The organism is Brevibacillus fulvus (assembly GCF_016908525.1).
GTDB classification, from domain to species: domain Bacteria; phylum Bacillota; class Bacilli; order Brevibacillales; family Brevibacillaceae; genus Brevibacillus_G; species Brevibacillus_G fulvus.
In genome coordinates, this window is sequence record NZ_JAFBEB010000006.1 from 225,456 (window position 1) to 247,321 (window position 21,866).

General features: G+C 48.7%; 22 protein-coding genes. 1 reads left to right on the forward strand and 21 read right to left on the reverse strand.

Going from position 1 to position 21,866, the window contains the following annotated elements; genetic code table 11:
• Positions 1-8: 8 nt before the first annotated feature.
• The 21 genes from fliJ to JOD01_RS11090 form a co-directional block, all read right to left on the reverse strand.
• Positions 9-455: a flagellar export protein FliJ gene (gene fliJ, locus JOD01_RS10990; protein WP_204518361.1), complete on the reverse strand. Its 447-nt coding sequence runs from the start codon at positions 453-455 to the stop codon at positions 9-11.
• Complete coding sequence (fliI, locus tag JOD01_RS10995; RefSeq protein WP_204518362.1) at positions 455-1,777, reverse strand: flagellar protein export ATPase FliI; 1,323 nt, start codon at positions 1,775-1,777, stop codon at positions 455-457. Before fliI ends, fliJ begins: the two co-directional genes overlap by 1 nt.
• Complete coding sequence (locus tag JOD01_RS11000; protein ID WP_204518363.1) at positions 1,774-2,595, reverse strand: FliH/SctL family protein; 822 nt, start codon at positions 2,593-2,595, stop codon at positions 1,774-1,776. Before JOD01_RS11000 ends, fliI begins: the two co-directional genes overlap by 4 nt.
• On the reverse strand, positions 2,579-3,592 hold the full coding sequence (fliG, locus tag JOD01_RS11005; protein ID WP_204518364.1) for a flagellar motor switch protein FliG: 1,014 nt from the start codon (positions 3,590-3,592) through the stop codon (positions 2,579-2,581). The genes JOD01_RS11000 and fliG overlap by 17 nt, the downstream gene beginning before the upstream one ends.
• 12 nt (positions 3,593-3,604) lie before the next feature.
• A complete protein-coding gene (gene fliF, locus JOD01_RS11010) occupies positions 3,605-5,188 on the reverse strand; it encodes a flagellar basal-body MS-ring/collar protein FliF (RefSeq protein ID WP_204518365.1) in 1,584 nt (527 codons plus the stop codon).
• A gap of 31 nt (positions 5,189-5,219) precedes the next feature.
• Positions 5,220-5,519, reverse strand: a complete 300-nt coding sequence (fliE, locus tag JOD01_RS11015) for a flagellar hook-basal body complex protein FliE (protein ID WP_204518366.1) — start codon at positions 5,517-5,519, stop codon at positions 5,220-5,222.
• Between the two features lie 13 nt (positions 5,520-5,532).
• Positions 5,533-5,994 (reverse strand): flagellar basal body rod protein FlgC, encoded by a 462-nt coding sequence (gene flgC, locus JOD01_RS11020; protein ID WP_204518367.1) that lies wholly within the window; start codon positions 5,992-5,994, stop codon positions 5,533-5,535.
• Positions 5,995-6,000: 6 nt separating this feature from the next.
• Positions 6,001-6,408, reverse strand: a complete 408-nt coding sequence (flgB, locus tag JOD01_RS11025; protein ID WP_204518417.1) for a flagellar basal body rod protein FlgB — start codon at positions 6,406-6,408, stop codon at positions 6,001-6,003.
• A 341-nt stretch (positions 6,409-6,749) separates the two neighbouring features.
• The gene (codY, locus tag JOD01_RS11030; protein ID WP_204518368.1) at positions 6,750-7,529 is read right to left on the reverse strand and encodes a GTP-sensing pleiotropic transcriptional regulator CodY; all 780 of its coding nucleotides are present in this window, start codon (positions 7,527-7,529) and stop codon (positions 6,750-6,752) included.
• A gap of 38 nt (positions 7,530-7,567) precedes the next feature.
• Positions 7,568-8,965 carry an ATP-dependent protease ATPase subunit HslU gene (hslU, locus tag JOD01_RS11035; protein WP_204518369.1) on the reverse strand — a complete coding sequence of 466 codons (1,398 nt, stop codon included), beginning with the start codon at positions 8,963-8,965 and terminating at the stop codon, positions 7,568-7,570.
• Positions 8,966-8,980: 15 nt separating this feature from the next.
• Positions 8,981-9,526: an ATP-dependent protease subunit HslV gene (hslV, locus tag JOD01_RS11040; protein ID WP_204518370.1), complete on the reverse strand. Its 546-nt coding sequence runs from the start codon at positions 9,524-9,526 to the stop codon at positions 8,981-8,983.
• A gap of 7 nt (positions 9,527-9,533) precedes the next feature.
• Entirely contained in the window at positions 9,534-10,457 is a 924-nt protein-coding gene (xerC, locus tag JOD01_RS11045; protein ID WP_204518371.1) for a tyrosine recombinase XerC, read from the reverse strand.
• 70 nt (positions 10,458-10,527) lie between these two features.
• A complete protein-coding gene (gene trmFO, locus JOD01_RS11050) occupies positions 10,528-11,832 on the reverse strand; it encodes an FADH(2)-oxidizing methylenetetrahydrofolate--tRNA-(uracil(54)-C(5))-methyltransferase TrmFO (RefSeq protein WP_204518372.1) in 1,305 nt (434 codons plus the stop codon).
• Positions 11,833-11,859: 27 nt separating this feature from the next.
• Positions 11,860-13,938 (reverse strand): type I DNA topoisomerase, encoded by a 2,079-nt coding sequence (topA, locus tag JOD01_RS11055; RefSeq protein ID WP_204518373.1) that lies wholly within the window; start codon positions 13,936-13,938, stop codon positions 11,860-11,862.
• 69 nt (positions 13,939-14,007) lie between these two features.
• Positions 14,008-15,126, reverse strand: a complete 1,119-nt coding sequence (gene dprA / locus JOD01_RS11060; RefSeq protein ID WP_204518374.1) for a DNA-processing protein DprA — start codon at positions 15,124-15,126, stop codon at positions 14,008-14,010.
• A gap of 97 nt (positions 15,127-15,223) precedes the next feature.
• Positions 15,224-16,129 carry a succinate--CoA ligase subunit alpha gene (gene sucD / locus JOD01_RS11065; protein WP_204518375.1) on the reverse strand — a complete coding sequence of 302 codons (906 nt, stop codon included), beginning with the start codon at positions 16,127-16,129 and terminating at the stop codon, positions 15,224-15,226.
• Positions 16,130-16,176: 47 nt separating this feature from the next.
• On the reverse strand, positions 16,177-17,337 hold the full coding sequence (gene sucC / locus JOD01_RS11070; protein ID WP_204518376.1) for an ADP-forming succinate--CoA ligase subunit beta: 1,161 nt from the start codon (positions 17,335-17,337) through the stop codon (positions 16,177-16,179).
• A 208-nt stretch (positions 17,338-17,545) separates the two neighbouring features.
• Entirely contained in the window at positions 17,546-18,607 is a 1,062-nt protein-coding gene (locus JOD01_RS11075; protein ID WP_204518377.1) for a hypothetical protein, read from the reverse strand.
• A 37-nt stretch (positions 18,608-18,644) separates the two neighbouring features.
• Positions 18,645-19,544, reverse strand: coding sequence for an AlbA family DNA-binding domain-containing protein (locus tag JOD01_RS11080; protein ID WP_204518378.1), 900 nt, complete (start codon positions 19,542-19,544; stop codon positions 18,645-18,647).
• A gap of 146 nt (positions 19,545-19,690) precedes the next feature.
• Positions 19,691-20,008, reverse strand: a complete 318-nt coding sequence (locus JOD01_RS11085) for a YbjQ family protein (RefSeq protein WP_204518379.1) — start codon at positions 20,006-20,008, stop codon at positions 19,691-19,693.
• Between the two features lie 63 nt (positions 20,009-20,071).
• Positions 20,072-20,899, reverse strand: a complete 828-nt coding sequence (locus JOD01_RS11090; protein ID WP_204518380.1) for a hypothetical protein — start codon at positions 20,897-20,899, stop codon at positions 20,072-20,074.
• 167 nt (positions 20,900-21,066) lie between these two features.
• On the opposite strand from JOD01_RS11090, the gene pdaA reads away from it, so the two are divergent.
• Positions 21,067-21,855, forward strand: a complete 789-nt coding sequence (gene pdaA, locus JOD01_RS11095) for a delta-lactam-biosynthetic de-N-acetylase (RefSeq protein WP_204518381.1) — start codon at positions 21,067-21,069, stop codon at positions 21,853-21,855.
• Positions 21,856-21,866 lie beyond the last annotated feature (11 nt).

Consider the following 21,866-nt stretch of genomic DNA (forward strand, 5'->3'; position numbering starts at 1 on the left):
TATCCCCCCTAATTGCTGCGCCGGATGTAGCGAATGAGTCCTATTTCATCCAGTTCCTTTTGCTCTTTGACCGATTCCGCGTACTGGAACTGTTCCTGGGAGCGTTCCCGCAGCTTTTGCCATAACTGGGATTCTCTCATTCGTTCCGTAAGAATCACCTTGTGCCGCTCCGCTTCCAGTTCACATCCATGAATCGCGACAAGCTGTTGATCGATCGCCCGGTCCATCACTTGCCGATAACGGGATATTTCGATCAACTGTGCAGCACTGCAAGCCTGATCTTGAACTTCAAACAAATAATCCGTCAGCCGGTTGCGCCGCTCCGTCAGCCGATCCAGTTTTTTTTCTTCTTCTTCTTTCTTTTGCAAGGACTTGCCTAAAGCCCAGCGTGCCTGTTCCGTTTCTTTTTCTTTCAAATCAAGCACTTTTTGGAGATGATAAGTAAATTTTGCCACTAATAATGACCTCCAAAGTGGGCGATTAACGCCGTAATACTTGTTTCCAAATCGCTCGGTTCATGCGTTCCCTGTCCCGTAAACTCCCGAATAATATCGCGATAACGAATGGCCGCATCGATTTCACGGTTGGACCCGAGTTTGTAAGCGCCAATGTTGATCAAATCCTCTGACTCTTTATAAGTGGCCATGTATCGTTTCAGTTGTCTGGCCGCATCCAGGTGCTGCGGAGTGGTGATTTCGCTCATCACCCGGCTGACGCTGGCCAGCACATCAATCGCTGGAAAATGGCCCTTTTGAGCAATTTTCCGATCAAGCACAATATGCCCGTCCAAAATCCCGCGCACCGCATCGGCGATCGGGTCGTTCATGTCATCCCCGTCAACCAGTACGGTATAGAACGCCGTAATGCTTCCCTTTTTGGCCGTGCCGGAACGTTCCAACAGTTTTGGCAACATCGCAAACACGGAAGGCGTATAACCTCTTGTCGCCGGTGGTTCCCCAACAGCCAGTCCCACTTCACGCTGCGCCATGGCAAAACGGGTTACCGAATCCATCATCAGCATGACATTCAGTCCCCGATCGCGAAAAAATTCGGCAATTGCCGTCGCGATCATCGCGCCCTTGATGCGAATCATCGCCGGCTGATCGGAAGTGGCCACGACGACGACCGATCTCTTCAAACCTTCTTCCCCTAAATCCCGTTCGATAAACTCTTTAACTTCCCGGCCGCGCTCTCCAATCAGTCCGATCACGTTAATATCCGCCGTCGTATTTCGGGCAATCATCCCGAGCAAGGTGCTTTTCCCAACCCCGGAACCGGCAAAAATCCCGACCCGCTGTCCTTTGCCGATCGTCAGCAGTCCGTCGATGGCGCGAACGCCAACGCTGAGCGGTTCCGCAATCCGCGGACGCAGCAGCGGATTGGGCGGCTGGTTGTCCGTCGGAAAATCCTGCATGGCGAACGGAAGCGTTTTGCCGTCCAGCGGCCGTCCGAGACCATCAAGAACCATGCCGAGAAGTTCCGGTCCGACCTTGATCGACAACGGTTTGCCTGTGGCGACGACATCGCTGCCGGGACCTATGGAGGACAATTCTCCCAATGGCATCAGCAACACTTTATTTTCACGGAAACCGACAACCTCGGCAAAAACCGGCTCGTCCTTTTTTTGAGAATAAATGTAGCAAAGGTCGCCCAGCTTCACTTCCGGCCCCTGTGACTCGATCGTCAGCCCAACCACCTGCGTCACTTTGCCGTTCACCCGGTAAGGCACCAGATTATCCAAGGCAAGACTATATTTTCGCAAATCCAGGATGGTCATGTCGCTTCACTTCCTCGCGCAATTTCCAGCAGTACTTGTTTGATTTCGCTCAATTGCGTATCAATTCGCGCATCAATGCTGCCAAGAGCCGTGCGAATCACACAACCGTCATCCTGTACCGTATAGTCGGGATAAATGATCAACTCAGCTTGCCCTTCCAAGATCGACAGCAATTGCGCCCGGTTTTCTTCCATCAGCGCATGATTTTTGTGGTTCACACAGAGCGTGATTTCACCGTGAATTCGCGATCGCTGCAACACTCTGATTACATGGTCGCGAATTTTTTCCGGCGACGACTCCAGTTCATCGCCGATGATTTTTTTGGCAATTTGCGTGCTCAACTCGATCAAGAAAGGTTCCGCTTCCGCAATAATTTGTTCTTTTTTCTGATGGGCACTGCGCACCAATTCAGCGGCAGCCTCGATTTTTTCCCGCTCTTCCTGGAGCACAAGTGTTTTTCCTTCATCCAGTCCTGCGGCATAGCCATTTTCTTTCGCTTCTTCAAAAGTTGCGGCATACAGGCGCTCGGCTTCCTCTTGCTTTTGCTTCCACCATTGCTCGATTTCTTGCCGCGCCTGTTGCTTGAGCTGCTCTGCCTGTTGAACAGCCTCTTGCATGATTTTCTCCGCCATCTCTTCAGCGTCACGCACAATTTTCTTCGCTTCCTGATCGGCAAATGAGATTTTTTCTTCCTGTTCTTGCAACTTTTGTGCGTCTTCTTCCGTCATAATGGGCAAAGGAAGCTTAGCAGTGAGAAGCATCTTCTCCTGTATGGTGGAATAATGAGAAGATTTGATGATCCTAGACAATGATATCATCTCCTCCACCGCGCGCGATTATGATTTCACCAGCTTCCTCCAGGCGGCGGATCGTGCCGACGATGCGCGATTGTGCTTCTTCGACGTCACGCAATCGCACCGGTCCCATAAATTCCATTTCTTCTTTAAAGGTATCCGCCATCCGTTTCGACATATTGCGGAAAATCGTTTCACGCACTTCTTCGCTGGCGACTTTAAGCGCAAGCTGCAAATCGGCGTTCTCGACATCGCGAATGACGCGTTGAATCGAGCGGTTGTCCAAAGTGGCGATATCTTCGAATACAAACATCCGTTTCTTGATTTCTTCCGCCAGCTCCGGGTCCTGGATTTCAAGCGCATCGAGAATCGTCCGTTCTGTTCCGCGGTCGACCCCGTTCAACACGGAGACGATCGCTTCGATGCCGCCCGCTTGCGTATAATCTTGCGTGACCGTTGCAGAAAGCTTCTGCTCCAGCACTTGTTCCACCTGGGCGATTACATCAGGCGATGTGCTGTCCATCAGGGCGATCCGTTTGGCTACATCCGCCTGGCGGTCTTGCGGCAAAGCCGACAAGATCATCGCAGCTTGTGCAGGCTCCAGATAGGAAAGAACCAGCGCGATCGTTTGCGAATGTTCGTTTTGAATAAAGTTTAAAATTTGTCCCGGATCTGCTTTTCTTGCAAAATCAAAAGGTCGAACTTGCAGATTCGCTGTCAAGCGATTGATGATGTCCATTGCTTTTGATTCACCCAATGCTTTTTGCAAAATATCGCGAGCATAGGTAATCCCGCCCTGGGCAATCACCTCTTGGGCGACGGCGATCTGGTGAAATTCGGACAAGATCCGGTCTTTGTCTTCTGAATCTACTTTACGAACATTGGCTATCTCTAAGGTTAGCTGTTCAATTTCTTCCTCGCGCAAATGTTTGAACACTTGCGCGGAAACTTCAGGACCAAGCGAGATAAGCAATATGGCAGCTTTTTGCCGACCTGTCAACTCTTTGGCACCGCGAGCCATTCATCTTCACTCCTAATCTTCTGCTAGCCATGTCCGCAACAATACAACAAACTCGTCCGGCTTGCTGCGGGCTAGTTTTTCCAATTGCTTGCGTACCACATATTCGTCTCCGTCCGGTGTAATTTCCAGTTCAGGGACTTCAAATGGTTGCGGTTGCGGCAGATCTGGAACTTCTTCGGCAACTTGTTTTGCCTGACGGCGTCTGCGATAGACGAGGAAGGCAACTGTACCGATGGCCAGCAAAGCGAGTGCGCCAGCTCCATAAATCCATGGGTTCAGGTTGGTAGCAGTCGTATCAGCGACTTTTCCGGAGAACGTTCTCGGGAATACCATAATGCGATCGTCCAGCTGTTGTTGGGTAAGCTCGACTCCTTTTTCACTCAGCGTTACCCGGACCACATTCCGCAGTACTTGTCTGATATTATCCAATGTTTGCTGATCAAGCTGACCGCCATCGGGTGGTTCCACACCCACGTTAATCGAGATGTCCTCGATTTTATAAGGACTCATGGTTATGTTTCGCGTGATGCGATTCACTTCGCGATTTACCACATCGTTTATCTTTTCATAGTCACTTTGCGTTCCCTGAGAGGTCGTGCCAGGGAAACTGGCCACATCATTCTGTCCTGTACCAGCCGCTCCGCCGGGAGGGGCACCTTGTCCGGAATAGGTTTCGGACAGTTTCTGCGAACTGATAATAAGACCTTCGTTATTTTCCTTGTCAGGAGCTTCGACCAGATTCTCTACCCGATTCTCCTGGGAGAAATCCATTTGAACCGAAGTATGGACGATCACTTTGTCCCTGCCCATAATCGTTCCCAACAAATTGTAGAGATTTTGTTGGATGGATTCCTGTGCTTCTTTTTTAATTCTTTCCTGGTCTTCAAACGTTCCAAGCGAACCGTTAGCTCCGCCTTGCTCATCCAGCGTCAACATTTCCGAAAACTGGTTCGTAATTGTAATGTTTTCCAGCGGCAATTTTGGCACACTTCGGGATACAAGATAATATAAGGCCTTAATTTGCTCCTGATTTAACCGTGTCCCTGGTTCCACATTGACAATCACTGAAGCAGTAGCCTGTTCCGGATCGCTTGTGATGCCAAGCGCATTTTCTTCCGGAAGGCTGATCATCACTTGCGCTTCGCGAACGCCGTCCACTTTTCCCAGCATTTTGGCCACTTCTTGTTGCAGCGCGTCCTTCTTCATCACCGCGAACTGGCGGTCAGTCATTCCCAAGTTATTGGAACCAAACAACTCCATGTTAATGCCCGCTTCACTCGGGATGCCCTGTGCAGCCAAATCGACGATCACGTCTTGCGCCATCGCTTCCGGAACTTCAATGCTGGTTCCGTTTTGGGTGATGCGGTTCGGAATTTGTTGTTTGTCCAGCTCCGCTTTGATCTCGCCGACTTCCTTTGGAGTTAGACCCTGATTATACAATGGTTTATATACGGGCTGTGCAGAAATGTATATGTACAAACCAAGGGCAATCAGCAAAAACAAAGAAGCTCCGATCAACATCCAACGCTGCTTGTTGCTCAAACCGCTCCACTTTTCTTTTAGCTTATCTCTGTATAAAAGCAACCGTTCGTTCATAATTCACCCCACCAGGTTAATCTCACCATCCTTATAGCGACATGCGCATAATTTCTTGGTATGACTCAATCGCTTTGTTGCGCATCTGTACCGTCAAGCTCAACAACAGCGAAGATTTTTGGCTTGCCACCATCACCTGATGGATATCCTCGATTTGACCGGCCGCAAATTGATCATTCAGTTTGGCCGAATCGACTTGCGCCTGATTGACCTGATCTAGGGCATCGGTCAAATAGCTGGAAAACGATTTGGCCACTTCCGCCGGCGTCGGAGAAACAGCAGGCGCTTTTGCCGGGATGAAATTGGTTTGCAGCAGAGAATTAACTTCCATAGATGTTTACTCCTTACTTACCGTTAATTTCGAGTGCTTTCATCATCATGCTTTTCGATGCGTTCAATACTGTAACGTTTGCTTCGTATGAGCGGGAAGCGGAAATCATGTCCACCATCTCTTTCATCACATCAACGTTTGGCATCATCACATAGCCTTCTGCATTGGCATCCGGGTTGGTCGGATCGTAGACGGATTTAAACGGCGTCGTATCTTCTTTGATTGCGGTCACTCTGACACCGGCTTCCGTCGTTCCATTGACCCCGCCAATGGCTGCTTGCAGAAAATTATCAAACGACTCATTGGTCTTCGGACTTACTTCCACAATTTTTCTGCGGTAGGGCTGCCATTCCCCATTGACTAACTTGGCACGGGTCGTATTCGCGTTTGCCACGTTTGCCGAAATCGTATCGAGCCGCAGGCGATTGGCGGTCAATGCCGAAGCACTTGTATCCATACTTCTAAACATGCTCATTTAAAATTAACTCCCTCCGCCATTGATTACACTACGAAGTTTTTGGAAATAGCCATTTGTTATCTGGGTTAACCCCGTATACCAAATTTGGTTTTTTGCCAACTGGTTCATTTCATACTCAACATCAACATCGTTGCCGTTGTTTTGAACAATTGCGTTTGGATTGGACGTAATGACGGGCTTCGGAATTTCTCCAGTCGTTCCAAAAGGCAGATGTTTTTCATTGGTTCTGTACGCTGCTAAGCTAGGGGTAGAACCGGAGAGTTCCTGCTGTAACAAATCTTCAAACACTACCTGCTTGCTTTTAAAGTTGGGAACATCCATATTCGCTATATTGTTGGCAATTGTTCGCTGACGAAGTGTACCCACATCAAGAGAACGTTCCAAAATTCTCAAATGATTTGAATCTAGCAACATCAACCCCCCCTTTTCAATTAATGATCGTTTTTAAAAATTTCTACAACGATTCGACAATTCCTTCTGATTCGACAGAATATTTACCGAGGTTAAACGATAATAAGACAAAAATAGGCACAAAGACCTTGTGTACGTTTGAATAAAATGAAAAAAATCCCGATTACTGGTAAGTATGATTACATTATTGAAAAGTTATGCTGAATTTTTTGGGGAAACCAGTCGAAAAATATATCTTTTGTCCTAATTTTATCTCTTCATATTTCCTATTTGCCTTTTTACAAAAATAAAACAAGACGCAGTCCGAAGCTGCGTCTTGTTTACAATTAAGCCGATGCTACTTAAGACGTTTTTAATTTTTCCAACTCTGGCAACAGTTTTTCATTCAGTATTTTTATGAAGGTCCCTTTCATTCCCAAGGAACGGGATTCAATGACCCCGGCGCTTTCCAGCTTCCGCAAAGCGTTTACGATCACGGAACGGGTAATTCCGACACGGTCGGCAATTTTGGAAGCGACCAACAGACCTTCTTTGCCGTCAAGTTCCTCAAAAATATGCTCCACAGCTTCCAATTCGCTATACGACAGCGAACCGATCGCCATTTGCACAACCGCTTTGCTGCGCGCTTCTTCCTCAATCGCTTCCGAACGCTCCCGCAAAATCTCCATCCCGACAACAGTGGCTCCCACTTCTGCGAGAATCAAGTCATCGGAAACAAATTCATTGTTTACGCGACCGAGAATCAACGTGCCCAAGCGATCGCCGCCGCCGATGATCGGAACCAAGGTAGTCCATCCGCTGCGGAATACCTCTTTCATTTCCACCGGGAAAATCGTGTACGGGCTGTCGACATCAAGATTGGCAGAAGTTTCTTCGACTTTCAAAAGACCGGTGCTGTATTCTTCCGGCAGACGACGCTCTTCCAACATTTTGCGAATCCGCTCATTGTTTACATCTTGGTGAATGGCCACACCCAACAATTTCCCTTTTCTGCTGACGACATAAATATTGGCTTCAATGACGTCACTCAATACCTCGGCCATCTCATTAAAGTTCACGGCATGGCCAGCCGATTTTTGCAACATACGGTTAATTCTTCTTGTTTTTGAGAGCAAATCCATTTTCTTTTTCCTCCTGGAAGTTATTGCCTGACCCAGTTTTATAAAATGTATTGGCTTAGGTCGCGATTGCCGACGATATTGGCCAATTTCTCTTTTACATATTCGGGAGTAATCCGTACGGTCTCCAGATGGATGTCGGGAGCTTCGAATGACAGATCTTCCAACAGCTTTTCCATGATCGTATGCAATCTTCTCGCGCCAATGTTATCCGTTGCCTGGTTTACCTCTTCGGCCAGTTTGGCCAGTTCAAGAATGGCTTCTTCTGTGAATTCCACCTTGATTCCTTCGGTTTCCAGCAAAGCGGTATATTGTTTTAACAACGCATTTTTCGGTTCGGTAAGAATCCGAACAAAATCTTCTTTTTGCAAACTGGTTAGTTCAACCCGGATCGGGAAACGCCCTTGCAGCTCTGGAATTAAGTCAGACGGTTTGGCAATATGGAATGCCCCTGCAGCAATAAAGAGCATGTAGTCGGTTCTGATCGCACCGTATTTGGTCATAATCGTCGAACCTTCCACGATTGGCAAAATATCGCGTTGCACCCCTTCCCGGGATACATCTGCGCCGCCGCGCCCTTCTTTTCCTGCGATCTTGTCAATTTCGTCAATAAAAATAATTCCGTGCTGTTCAGCTCGATAGATCGCTTCCTGAATCACTTCATCCATATCTACCAGTTTTTGCGCTTCCTGTTGAATTAATACCTTGCGCGCTTCTTTTATTCGCAATTTTCGTTTCTTCGTGCGCTTTGGCAACAAGTTGCCTAACATATCCTGCATTTGCATGCCCATTTGCTCGGAGCCCGGCATTTGAAACAGATCGAACATGGTCGGAGCCTGATCCTCCACTTCGATTTCAATCGTTTGCTCCTCCAACTGTCCGGCATCCAGTTGCCAGGCGACTTGTCTGCGCTGCTGTTCCACAGAGGCGTCATCTGCTTCGGTTGAGTGCGTTTGATTTTGCTGTTGCCCGCCAAAAAACATCTCAAACGGATTTTTAAACTGATTTTGCGGTTTGCGGGAAGGAACCAGATAGTTGACAATCGCTTCGTTCGCCAACTTTTCTGCTCTCTCCTTAACCGTTTCCATCTTCTCCGATTTGACAGTCCGAATCGCAGCTTCGACCAGATCGCGCACCATTGACTCAACGTCGCGTCCAACATAACCGACTTCCGTAAATTTCGTCGCCTCTACTTTAACAAAAGGAGCGCCGGTTAATTTCGCGATCCGCCGAGCAATTTCCGTCTTGCCGACCCCGGTTGGACCGATCATCAATATATTTTTCGGCACGACTTCATCGATCATCGATTCGGGCAGCCGGCTGCGTCTGTAACGGTTCCGCAGCGCTACGGCAATGGCTTTTTTGGCTTGCGCTTGCCCAACAATATATTTGTCAAGATGTTCTACAATTTTTCTGGGAGTTAACTGTTCTGCGTTCATTGTGGTATTCCTCCCTTACCGTTTCATCTCTTCTACGACCAAATTGGAGTTGGTGAACACACAGATTTCAGCCGCTGTCAATAAAGCCGCTTCCGCGATCTCTTTTGCAGTCAAATGGGGCGCGTAACGTTTCAAGGCACGTCCGGCAGCCATGGCATAGCTTCCGCCAGAACCGATGGCCAAGATCCCGTCATCCGGCTCGATCACTTCTCCATTTCCCGAAATTAACAGGAGATACTCTCGATTCATCACAATCATCATCGCTTCCAGACGATGGAGGACCTTGTCTGTCCGCCACTCCTTGGCAAGTTCTACGGCTGCCCGCTGCAAATTGCCGTGATACTCTTCCAGTTTCCCTTCAAATTTCTCAAACAGGGTGATTGCATCAGCTACGGAACCTGCGAAACCGGCCAGTACCTGACCTTTATACAAGCGTCTCACTTTTTTGGCGCCATGCTTCATCACCATACTATTGCCAAAAGTAACCTGACCATCGCCAGCCATCGCCGCTTCCCCTTGATGGTGAACGGCGAAAATCGTTGTTGCATGAAACTGTTCCATGATAGCTTTACCTCCCGTGTTGATTTGCACGTGGGTGGGCTGAATCGTACACTTGGCGCAAACGTTCTTTGGTTACGTGCGTATAGACTTGCGTCGTCGAAATGTTTACGTGTCCAAGGAGCTCCTGTACAGTCCGTAAATCTGCACCTGCATTTAACAAATGGGTTGCAAACGTATGGCGAAATGTATGCGGCGAGATCCGCAAGTTTAAGGCGGCCTGCTCCACATACTTGTCTACCAGACGCCGCACACTGCGATCTGAGAGCGGCTCACCCCGGTAATTGAGCAATAGCATGCCATGTTCTTCACGGCCTGCCAGCAAAGAAGGTCTTCCCGCATTTATATAAGTCTGGAGTGCATCTAATGCAAAACTGCCGATTGGTACATACCTCTCTTTGGCCCCTTTACCGAAGACAAGAGCGACTCCCATTGATACATTTATTGATTCGAGCGTTAATGTAGTTAATTCGCTAACTCGCATACCGCTTGCATACAACAGTTCAAATATCAATCGATCCCGTTGCCCTAGCGGTGTCGTCTGATCGGGCAGTTCTAACAATGATTCGATTTCCTGAGGGTACATAAAAGCAGGAAGCTTTTTTTCCAGTTTTGGTGTCGAGACGATTTGAAACGGATTTTGTTCCACTATCCCTTCACGCATCAAATAACGGTAAAAACTTCGCAAACTGGACAGCTTGCGCGCCATGCTCCGACGGGATAACCCTTTTTTGCCCAAATGGGCCAAAAAAGAACGGCCGTCCAAAAAAGAAACAGCAGCAAATATGGTGATTTGATGCTGTTTCATAAACCAGCCGAATTCGGTAATATCAGCAACATACTGTTTCACCGTGTGCGGAGATGCGTTTCTTTCCACCTTCAGATAGTGGCAAAAGGCTTGTATTTGCGTGGATAATTCCGCAGAAATGTCCATCTCTCACGCACTCTCCTCAAAGCATCTATATAGTAACACAGTGAAAAAAATGTTAGCAACTCCAATTATGTCATTTATGTGTAAAATTCTGAATTGTGTCTAACGCCCGCCCAGCCAGCTGTTCATTCCGCTCTTTTTTATTGCGAATCCGCTTGTCCAGCGGCGGCATCAAGCCAAAGTTGGCATTCATCGGCTGAAAATGCTTGGCGTCTGTTGACGTGATGTAATGCGCCATGCTGCCGATCACCGTTTCCGGCGGCAAGACCAGCAGCGGTTCCTCTTTCAGCAAGCGAGCTGCGTTGATCCCGGCCAACAATCCGGAAGCGGCTGACTCCACGTACCCTTCCACCCCGGTCATCTGTCCGGCAAAGAAAAGCGTGTCCCTATCCTTATATTGATAGGTCGGATGCAACAGCTTCGGCGAATTGATAAACGTATTGCGATGCATCACGCCGTAGCGGACGATTTCACAGTTTTCCAAGCCCGGGATGAGAGAGAATACCCGTTTTTGTTCCGGCCATTTCAGATGGGTCTGAAAACCGACGATATTGTACAACGTTGCGGCACTGTTATCCTGCCGCAATTGCACGACGGCAAACGGCTGTTCACCTGTTCGCGGATCGACCAAACCAACTGGCTTCAGCGGTCCAAACAGCATCGTCTGACGGCCCCTCTTGGCCATTACTTCAATCGGCATGCAGCCTTCAAAATAAACTTCTTTCTCAAATTCTTTCAACGGTGCCGCTTCTGCCGTGATCAGCGCCTCATAGAAACGATCGAACTCTTCCTCGTTCATCGGACAATTGAGGTATGCGGCTTCTCCCTTGTCATACCGGGAGGCGACAAAAACCTTGTCCATATCGATCGAATCTTTTTCAATGATCGGCGCAGCCGCGTCATAGAAATACAAGTATTCTTCACCCGTCAACGCCTGCAGCTTTTCCGACAGCGCAGGTGAAGTCAATGGGCCGGTGGCGATGACGACGATCCCTTCCGGAATTTCGGTAATTTCTTCTGTATGTACTTCAACCAACGGATGATTGCGCAGCTTCTCCGTTACATGTGCCGCAAATTCATGGCGATCGACTGCCAATGCGCCCCCTGCGGGAACCGCGCAATTGTCCGCCGCTTCGATGATCAGCGAGCCGAATCGGCGCATTTCTTCTTTGAGTACTCCAACGGCGTTGGTTAAGGAATTGGCCCGCAGCGAATTGCTGCAGACCAACTCGGCAAATTTATCTGTATGGTGGGCCGGTGTTTGCTGTTTCGGTCTCATTTCATAAAGTTTGACGCGAACGCCAGCATTGGCCAACTGCCAGGCCGCTTCGCTTCCGGCAAGTCCCGCTCCTACCACAGTTACGAATGGTTGTTCCATACTGCTATTCCTCCACAATCTGCTGCGTTACGAATCTGCCTCTTCCGTGTAATCACAGCTGGTACATGCGATGCTGACGCCTTGTTTTTTGCGTTTTTTCTCGACGAGCATGCTGCTGCATTTTGGACACGGTCGGGTGATCGGCTTATCCCACGATACAAACTCGCATTCGGGATAACGATTGCAACCGTAAAAAATGCGGCTCTTCTTACTCTTACGCTCAATAAGCGATCCGGTTTCACAATGCGGACATTTTACGCCAATCTCTTTGACGATGGCCTTGGTGTTACGGCATTCGGGAAATCCGGAACAAGCCAAAAACTTGCCGAACCGTCCCAGTTTGTAGACCATCGGCTTTCCGCACAGCTCGCACACTTCATCAGACAGTTCGTCCTTGAGTTCAACTTCCTGCATTTCCTTTTCGGCTACTTCCAACCGTTTGGCAAAATCTCCATAGAAGCGATCCAGCACTTTGACCCAGTTGGCGATCCCTTCTTCAATTTTGTCGAGATCGGACTCCATTTGCGAAGTAAACTCTACATCCAATATTTCCGGAAAAAATTCTTCCATCAACGAGATGATGATCGTGCCCAGCTCGGTCGGTACGAACCGCTTCTCTTCCAGAGCGACATAGCCGCGTTTTTGGATTGTCTCCAATGTCGGAGCATAAGTAGACGGACGGCCGATCCCTTTTTCCTCCAGCGTTTTGATCAACCGAGCCTCGGTATAGCGCGGAGGCGGTTGTGTAAAATGCTGATTCGGTTGGATCTCCTGAAGTTGAACCGTTTGTCCTTCATCGATCGGCGGCAAAAATGTCTCTTCTTCCTTGCCGCTGTCGTCGTTGCCTTCAATATACACTTTCATAAAGCCGGGGAACTTTACTTTGGAACCGGTCGCCCGGAAGATGACCCCGTCAGCCTCAATATCTACGCTCATCGTGTCGAGTACCGCGGAAGCCATCTGGCTGGCCAGAAACCGTTCCCAGATCAAACGGTATAACTTGAGCTGATCGCGGGACAAAAATTCTTTGATCGTCTCCGGAGACCGCATGACCGATGTCGGACGAATCGCCTCGTGGGCGTCCTGGGCGTTTTCGTTTTTCGCTTGCGTACGGGGCTCTGACAGTACATATTCTTTGCCAAAGTTTGCTTCGATATAGCTCTTTGCTTCTTCCTGGGCGGTTGCGGCTATCCGCGTCGAGTCGGTACGCATGTAGGTAATCAAACCGACCGTCCCTTCTTTGCCCAAATCAATCCCCTCATAGAGCTGTTGGGCGATCATCATCGTCTTCGCCGTACGAAAATTAAGTTTTCTTGCCGCCTCTTGTTGCAAGGAACTGGTGATAAACGGCGGAGCAGGGTTGCGTTTCCGCTCCCGTTTTGTCACTTTTTGCACGACGAACGGTTTCCCTTCGACCCGTTTTAAAATTTCCTGCACTTCTGCTTCGTTATGCAAATCTACCTTTTCGTCGCCAAAGCCGTGAAAACGTGCTTCGAATTTTTTGCCATGGCTCGTCAAATTGGTAGTGATCGTCCAATATTCTTCCGGTACAAACTGCTCGATTTCCCGTTCCCGGTCGATGATCATCTTGACAGTAACCGATTGCACACGACCGGCACTCAATCCTTTCCGGATCTTCTTCCAAAAGATCGGGCTGATGTTGTAACCGACGAGCCGATCCAAAATCCGCCGCGCTTGCTGCGCATTGACCAAATCCATGTTGATTTGACGCGGCTGTTTGAATGCTTCTTTGATTGCCTCTTTGGTAATTTCGTTAAATACAACGCGGATGGGCTGCGTAATATCAAGGCCAAGATATTGAGCCAAATGCCAAGCGATCGCTTCCCCCTCACGATCCGGGTCGGCCGCCAGATAGACTTTTTTCACCTTTTTGCTGGCGTCCTTGAGGGTTTTTAACACGTCGCCTTTCCCGCGAATGGTTATATATTTAGGTTCATAGGAATTCGAAACGTCAACACCCATTTGACTTTTCGGGAGGTCTCTCACATGGCCCATTGACGCCTTGACTATATATTTTCCGCCTAAGTATTTACCGATTGTCTTTGCTTTTGCCGGGGATTCGACAATTACAAGTGTGTCAGCCAATTTTTTCCTCCCCCTTTTACGGATGAATCTTCCCTATTATTAAATATGGATTTCCATTTGTCAAACCAACTAGACTTTCACACTCCCATTTTTTCGTTTGGCAAAGTAGCCGCCCGCCAGCGACTCAATCATCCCGTTTGCCTCCAGCAGCAACAATTCCTGATCCAGCCTCTGTCGGGCTTCTGGAGGGAGGCATTCAAACAGTTTGTTCCAATGGATCGGTTCATAGGGAATCAACTCCAACAGCCTTTGCTCACCGGAAGACAGCCTTTGCTCCGCCGCCTGCGCTCTGTTGCAGACAGTCGGCTTATGCGGCAATGGCAATTCCTCCAAAACGTCTGCAGCGCCGGTCACCAGTTTTGCCCCTTGCTTGATTAGATTATGAGGCGCTGCGCTTAAAGGCGAAAAAATTTGCCCCGGTACCGCAAAAACTTCTCGTCCCTGGTCAAGGGCACAATCAACCGTGATCAGCGATCCGCTTTTTTCGTTCCCTTCAATCAGCAAAACGCCGAGGCTCAGTCCGCTGATCAACCGATTGCGCTCGGGAAAAAGCCCTTTATGCGGGGAAGTTGCCGGTGGATATTCAGACAACAGCAAACCGTTGTCGGCAATTTCTTCATAGAGTTTTTTGTGCAACGGCGGATAAATGTGGTCCAGCCCGCAGCCCAGCACCCCGATCGTGCCTGCCCCACATCGCAAAGCTGTACGGTGCGCTTCCGCATCAATCCCGTAGGCAACCCCGGAAACGATCGTAAACCCGGCCTCCGCCAGTTCAGCGGTCAGTTTTGCGCATGCGGCCTTTCCGTAGGGTGTCGGTTTGCGTGAACCTACCACAGCGAGCTTCGGTTCGGTTAAATAGCGCAAATGTCCACGATAAAACAAAATGACAGGTGGATCGGATATCTCGCGCAAGTTTTGTGGATACTGCTCATCGAAGATCGAAATAAATTGAATATGACGCTGCTCCCTTTGCATTTTGTCCTGCCAGACCGCTTCTGGATTCAGTTTTTCCAAGATTGCCTTCGCTTTTTCGGGGGAAATTGACATCTTGCGCAACATCTGCGGCGATTCTGCAAGTTTCGCAAAGGAGGTAAAATTTTGATAAATTTGTCGCAATGTTCTACTGCCGACACCTGGAATGAGCGAAAGCGAATAGAGCCAGTCTCGTTCCTCTATCTTCATGCCCATGTCTCTGTCCACCCCTCTTTTTCTTCTATTATATTTCTTCGGGATAGGACAGAAAAAAACATAAAAAAAGCAGCGATCACTCGCTGCTTTTCTGCCATTATTTCTTTGTGATTACTTTCTCCAGCATGCCTTTTTCTTTCAATACTTCCACCAGCGTTTCGCCGATAACCGCCGGCGTTTTCGCAACGCGGATGCCGCAAGATTCGAGCTTCGCAATTTTTTCGGCAGCGGTACCTTTTCCGCCGGAGATGATGGCCCCAGCATGACCCATCCGTTTTCCTGGCGGAGCGGTTTGTCCACCAATGAAACCGACGACTGGTTTTTTCATGTTGGCTGCAATCCATTCAGCCGCTTCTTCTTCGGCAGTACCGCCAATTTCACCGATCATGATGACAGCTTCCGTATCCGGATCTTCATTGAACAGGTGCAGGACGTCGATGAATTCCATGCCTTTCACCGGGTCACCGCCGATTCCGACAGCAGTCGATTGTCCAATTCCGCGGGCAGTTGTCTGATGAACCGCTTCATATGTCAGGGTACCGGAGCGGGATACGATTCCCACTTTGCCAGGAAGATGGATATAGCCAGGCATGATGCCGATTTTGCATTCGCCCGGAGTGATGACGCCTGGGCAGTTCGGACCGATCAGGCGAGTCTTTTTGCCTTCCATGTACCGTTTTACTTTCACCATGTCGAGCACCGGAATCCCTTCCGTAATGCAGATGACAAGATCAAGTTCGGCGTCGACCGCTTCCATGATCGCGTCAGCGGCAAACGGAGGCGCTACCGAGATAAACGAAACATTCGCTCCCGTTTTTTCTACAGCTTCCGCCACGGTGTCGAACACCGGAATCCCTTCCACTTCAGTACCGCCTTTCCCCGGACGGGTACCGCCTACAAATTGCGTGCCGTATTCCATCCCTTGCTTGGTATGGAACAAAGCGGTTGCGCCTGTGATCCCTTGGGTAATCACCTTTGTATTTTTATTTACAAGAATACTCATCGCGTATTTTTCCCACCTTTATCGACATCTTTGAAGACTTTTCGGTCTTATTTTACAAGCGAAACGATTTTTTCCGCGCCATCTGCCATCGAATCTGCCGCCACGATGTTCAAACCGGATTCGTTCAGGATTTTCTTGCCCATCTCCACGTTGGTTCCTTCCAGACGAACCACGAGCGGTCGATCCAGTTTCACTTGTTTAGCCGCAGCCACAACGCCATTGGCAATAACGTCGCATTTCATAATGCCGCCAAAAATGTTAACGAAGATGCCTTTCACATTCGGGTCTTTCAAAATAATCTTGAACGCTTCGGTTACTTTCTCTTCCGTAGCGCCGCCCCCTACATCGAGGAAGTTGGCCGGCTCCCCGCCGTAAAATTTGATGATGTCCATGGTAGCCATCGCCAGTCCGGCACCATTGACCATGCAGCCGATATTTCCATCGAGGGCTACATAAGAAAGGTCATACTTGGACGCTTCAATTTCTTTTTCATCTTCTTCATCCAGATCGCGCAGAGCCACAACGTCAGGATGACGGAACAGGGCATTGCTGTCAAAGTTCAGTTTCGCGTCAAGCGCCATCACTTCACCGTCGCCAGTGACGACAAGCGGGTTGATTTCCGCGATCGAGCAGTCTTTGTCCACAAACGCCTGATACAGGCTGAGCATGAACTGCGCCGCTTTATTGATCAATTCGTTTGGAATCTTGATATTAAACGCAAGCCGGCGTGCTTGGAAAGCATTGAGGCCGGTCACCGGATCGATCTCTTCCTTGAAGATTTTTTCCGGGGTACGCGCTGCCACTTCTTCGATTTCCGTACCGCCTTCTTCAGAACCCATCATGACGACACGACCGGTCGAACGGTCGACGACCAAACCGATATAATATTCTTTTTTAATGTCGCAGCCTTGTTCGATCAGAAGCCGTTTTACTTCTTTTCCTTCCGGCCCCGTTTGGTGGGTAACCAAAACTTTGCCGAGGATTTGTTCCGCATATGTACGAACTTCATCCAGATTTTTGGCAACTTTCACGCCGCCCGCTTTTCCGCGGCCACCTGCGTGAATTTGCGCTTTCACAACGACTACTGATGTGCCCAGTTCTTTCGCTGCTTCCACCGCCTCATCCACTGTGAACGCAACACGCCCCTCTGGCACTTTTACACCGTACTGCTTAAGTATCGCTTTGCCTTGATACTCATGAATGTTCATTCTCCATCCTCCTATGGCAGACTTGGTAACTTGGCATCCGCCAAGCATTGCGCAGGTGAATGCCTTTTGTGTTCGTTGACTGGCGGTAAAATTCCTTAAAACTGGTAAAACCGCCAACATCAGTCCAACATTTTTATTTTACGACAAAAATTTCAAAAGTGGTAGTCAAATAACTCGTTTCCAGCATGTGCGGGCAAACTTTTGCCGCTTACTGCTTTTGTCTTGCGATCTCGGCAAACAAGGCGCGCGTTTTCGCCGCTATTCCTTGATCAGCATAAGTTTTTCCAGCAAAGACAAAAGCATCGGTGTAAAAATCGACCGCTTGCTTTTCTCCATTTACCACAAAAACGAGTGAAAAATTGGCTTTGTCGGGCAGCGGAATCTCCGTTGCCGGCTTGGCTTGCTTCAGCAAGCGAACCAACTGATGGGACAACCCTTGCTCAAACGTGGAATCGGCCATTTTATATTTGGCGGCCTTCACTTCCGGATCACTGCCCGGTGAAATTTGCAGTTCAGTCGTTTTATAGAGAGGGGCAAACTCATCCCCGCTGCCCCCGGTCAGCGGAATCCATTCTGTTAACTTGGAAAACAACTCGCTGTCCACCCGCAAATAATGCTGATCGCTGCCTGCCTCAAAATAGAGCAAGGTTGGCGTTAAAATTTTTGCTTCAAGCGCAGTTTCCGCAAAATCCAGCCGCAGGCGATAGCCTGGATAGAGTGGAAACTGCGGGATCTCCAGCTGATCCACACTTTCGGAATTGGCTAGCAGCCGCATCACATCGGCGGTTTCCTGATCGTTCAGCCGAAGCGAGCGGGTGAGATCATCGGCGTTGACCACAATCTCTTTCACTTCATTTTGCAAAAGTGTTTTACCGACGATCCCATGAATCCAGCCGTATAATTTTTCCGCTCCGACTCCCCGATAGGTTTGATCGGCAAACTGACTCGCCTGTTTGCCGACCTCCACAACCAGAGGAGCTTCGTTTTTTCGATGCAGCACCACGGTGTAGGCTACTTCATCTTTTTGCAGCGGCTTATCCGCCGTTTGCAAGTTTTTCCCTTTGATGGAAAAATCGCTGTTAAACTGATCGAGACGAATGGGAATTTCCAGTCCATCCGCTGTTATAACGGTTACTTTTTCAATATTGTTCAAATCTGTGTCCAGGTTTTCGGCAATTCCTGACACTTCCTGGTTCGCTGTTTCGGCACAACCGGAGAGCAACAGACCGGCAAACAAAGCAGCCAGCAAACAAGTCACCCATTTTGCCAAGGTAATTCCTCCCATTCCCAAAAGTCAGCGGTCTCTCCTACAGCAGCCCTAAGCGTCTGCCTATTTCGCTACCCAGCTTTCTCTTGACATAGATTTCCCCAATCTGGTGAGGGTCCCTGACAATAAAGGACCGATTATTGGTACGAATCGCCACAAACTTCTCCCCGTTTTTATCCAGGCCGCAAATCAACTCCGAGCATACCTCGACAAAAATGCACACGACATACTTATCCTCCACCTTTTGCAACGTAATTTTCGGAAATGGCGTCAAAAAGGGGGTTGTCTTATCTTGAATATATTGTGTAATCGCCAGAATATACTTATCCGGGTCCCCATATTGTTCCAGTTCATGATTGACGCCGACAATCTTTCCCTCATCAGAAATGCCGAGAAACAAGTTGCCATTGTTGCTGTTGGCAAAAGCGACCACAGACTTGATAATCCCCGGTTTGGATAAGAGAAAATCCTGTTTAAACTCAATCATGTCATTTTCGCCGATTTCCGCAGCTGCCAGAGGATCATCCACTCGTCCCAAATAGCGAAAGCGGCTGAGTGCCCCGAGCCGATAGACATATTCCTCAAAAATATCGGCTGGCAGACTGATCTCGTCAATAAAGGCATCTGCGTGTTGCCACAGCTTGTAGGTCTGCGGAGAGAAGCACATATCAAAAAGAATATGCCGACCGATCGACTTGATATTCATGCCAATCGCCACGGTGGCTTCCTGCCGGGTCTTGTAGCGGCTCATCCCTTCCACCTGCATAACGCCATTGTTGATCAGATAATCAAAGTAATGGCGCGGCAAGACAACAGCAGACTTCATTCTTTCCCGAACCGGCTCTTCTTTTGCCGGTTTGATGATGTGATAGAGATCGAATAAAATCTCCTGATCCGACACTTGTTGAACATCTGCAAGGAAATAATAAAACGTTCTCATAGAGCCCCCATCAGGTAGTTCATTGGTCTTATTGTAGCGAGATTGTCCGTTTTTTACCAGTGTTTCCCCTAATTTTTTAGTATGGACTTAAAACTGGTAAGCAAAAACGGAAAACGAGAGCTTCCGGATTCGCTCTCGTTTTTCGCTTATTTTTTCAGTTTAACCGCAGTCCCCGATGCGATGCACATCATCATCCCGTCGCGCAACGTTTCAAAATCGAGATCCACTCCGATCACTGCATCAGCGCCGAGCCGCCGAGCCCGCTCTTTCATCTCCTTCAAGGCGATGTCCCGGCCCTGTGCCAGCTTGCTTTCGTAAGCTCCGCTTCGTCCGCCGATAATATCGGTAATCCCTGCGAGAAAATCGCGAACAACATTGGCGCCCATAATCGCTTCACCAACGACAATATCCAGGTATTGCTCAATTTCCACACCCTGCAAGGTGCCTGTCGTCGTAACGATCATCCTGTTTCCTCCTTTTTTCTCCGATGGTAATGGTTTACGAACGGCAGCCAAAAAAAGTTGCGATTATTTTCCATTCGTTTGTTCAATCAGCGGCATCTCCACCGTGTAGTGAGCCCGGACGGGAATCCAACTCCCCTGTTTGTAGGCCCAAACGGACGTAACGTCTGTCAGGCCGTTCACATGTGCCGGTCCCCATACATTTTGCGTCCCTTCCAGTTCGAATACTCCGTCGCCGTCAACATCAATCGGTGTCAGCAAGCCGAAAGGGTCCGAAAGAATCTGGGCTTGCTCTTCGACCGGACCCGTATATTTTCCTTGCTGGTCGAAAAGCTGCCCGATGTAATCTTTCATTTGCTCTTTGACATGGATCGCAAATGATTTGCCAATGGCCTGACTGGTTAATTGAGCGGTAAAGCCATCGCGAAAGAAACCTTCGATTTGCATTCCGGCGTTCTGCTTCTCGCCAAAAATGATCCGCTGTCCGCTCTTCCAGTCGACAATGACATGATTTACGACACCGCCGCTGCCGCCCGTATCTGCGCTGACCATAATTTCCGCTGCTTGATCGCCGGTAAAATCGCCCAAAAACAATCCCGGATCATAGCCACTCAAATCTTGGTTCCCATCAGCTTTCAACTCGGTGCTCTTTCCTGTTTTCCCATCCTTCACCACAATATGCAATCGGGAATTCCACAGATCTTGCGGATTTTCTTTCTCCCCCGTTAAAATAACCAGATCTGTTTGCCCATCGCCATTCACGTCAGCCTCTTGCTGATCCAGCGTGGCATCGCTTTGTTGATTGTTACTCGCTGCCGCCGTGATCGGATTGGCCGTGGCGCAACTTAACATCATTGTCAAAAATAACATGGAGATCGAGGAACGTTTTTTCATTTAGCCATACTCCTTTTTATCTCGTATCATCCTATAAGACGGAATTGGGAGAAAAAGGTTACCTCCTCTTTTGGCATGGGCGGAATTGCCAAGAGCGGCCGTACATAAGCATGGTTTGCAGCGGAAAAATTATGGGCAGTTCGCCAGACAAGGAGGATATGGGAGACATGAAACGATTTTGGCTACTATCGCTGACGCTGCTGCTGGCTTTGTTCACCGCGCTGCCGACGGCGACCGCCTATGATGAAACTCCTTTTCATTTTGGATTTAAAAAGAGCAAAAACGGTCAGCCCGCTTCGATTGACCAGGAAGGCTTCAAGGAAATTCTCGCAAGAAACGGAGCCATCTTTCAAGGGGACACAAGCAAAAAGGAATTGTACCTTACCTTTGACAACGGCTATGAAAACGGCTTTACTCCACAAATCCTGGATACTTTGAAAAGCAAAAAGGTGCCGGCCCTCTTTTTTGTAACCGGCCATTATGTGAAGGATCAGCCGGAATTGTTGAAACGAATGGTCACGGAAGGACATGAGATCGGCAATCATTCCTGGAGTCACCCGGATATGACCCGTATTTCGAACGATAAAATAAAGGAAGAACTGGCGAAAGTAAAAGAAGCCGTTGCCCAAGCGACCGGTCAAAAAGAAATGCCTTTCCTTCGTCCGCCGCGGGGAATCTTTAGCGATCGAACGCTGGCTGTCAGCAAAGAATGCGGCTACCGCAACGTCTTTTGGTCCATTGCCTATAAAGACTGGGATACCAAGCAGCAAAAAGGATGGAAGTATGCCTACGATCAGGTCATGGCACAGCTCCATCCCGGTGCAGTCATTTTGCTGCATGCCGTATCCAAGGATAATGCCGAAGCGTTAGGGAAAATTATTGATGATGCCCGAAAACAAGGATATGAATTCAAAAGTCTGCCGCATGAAAGCAATCGGCAACCAAAACAGCCGTAATGCTCACGGGA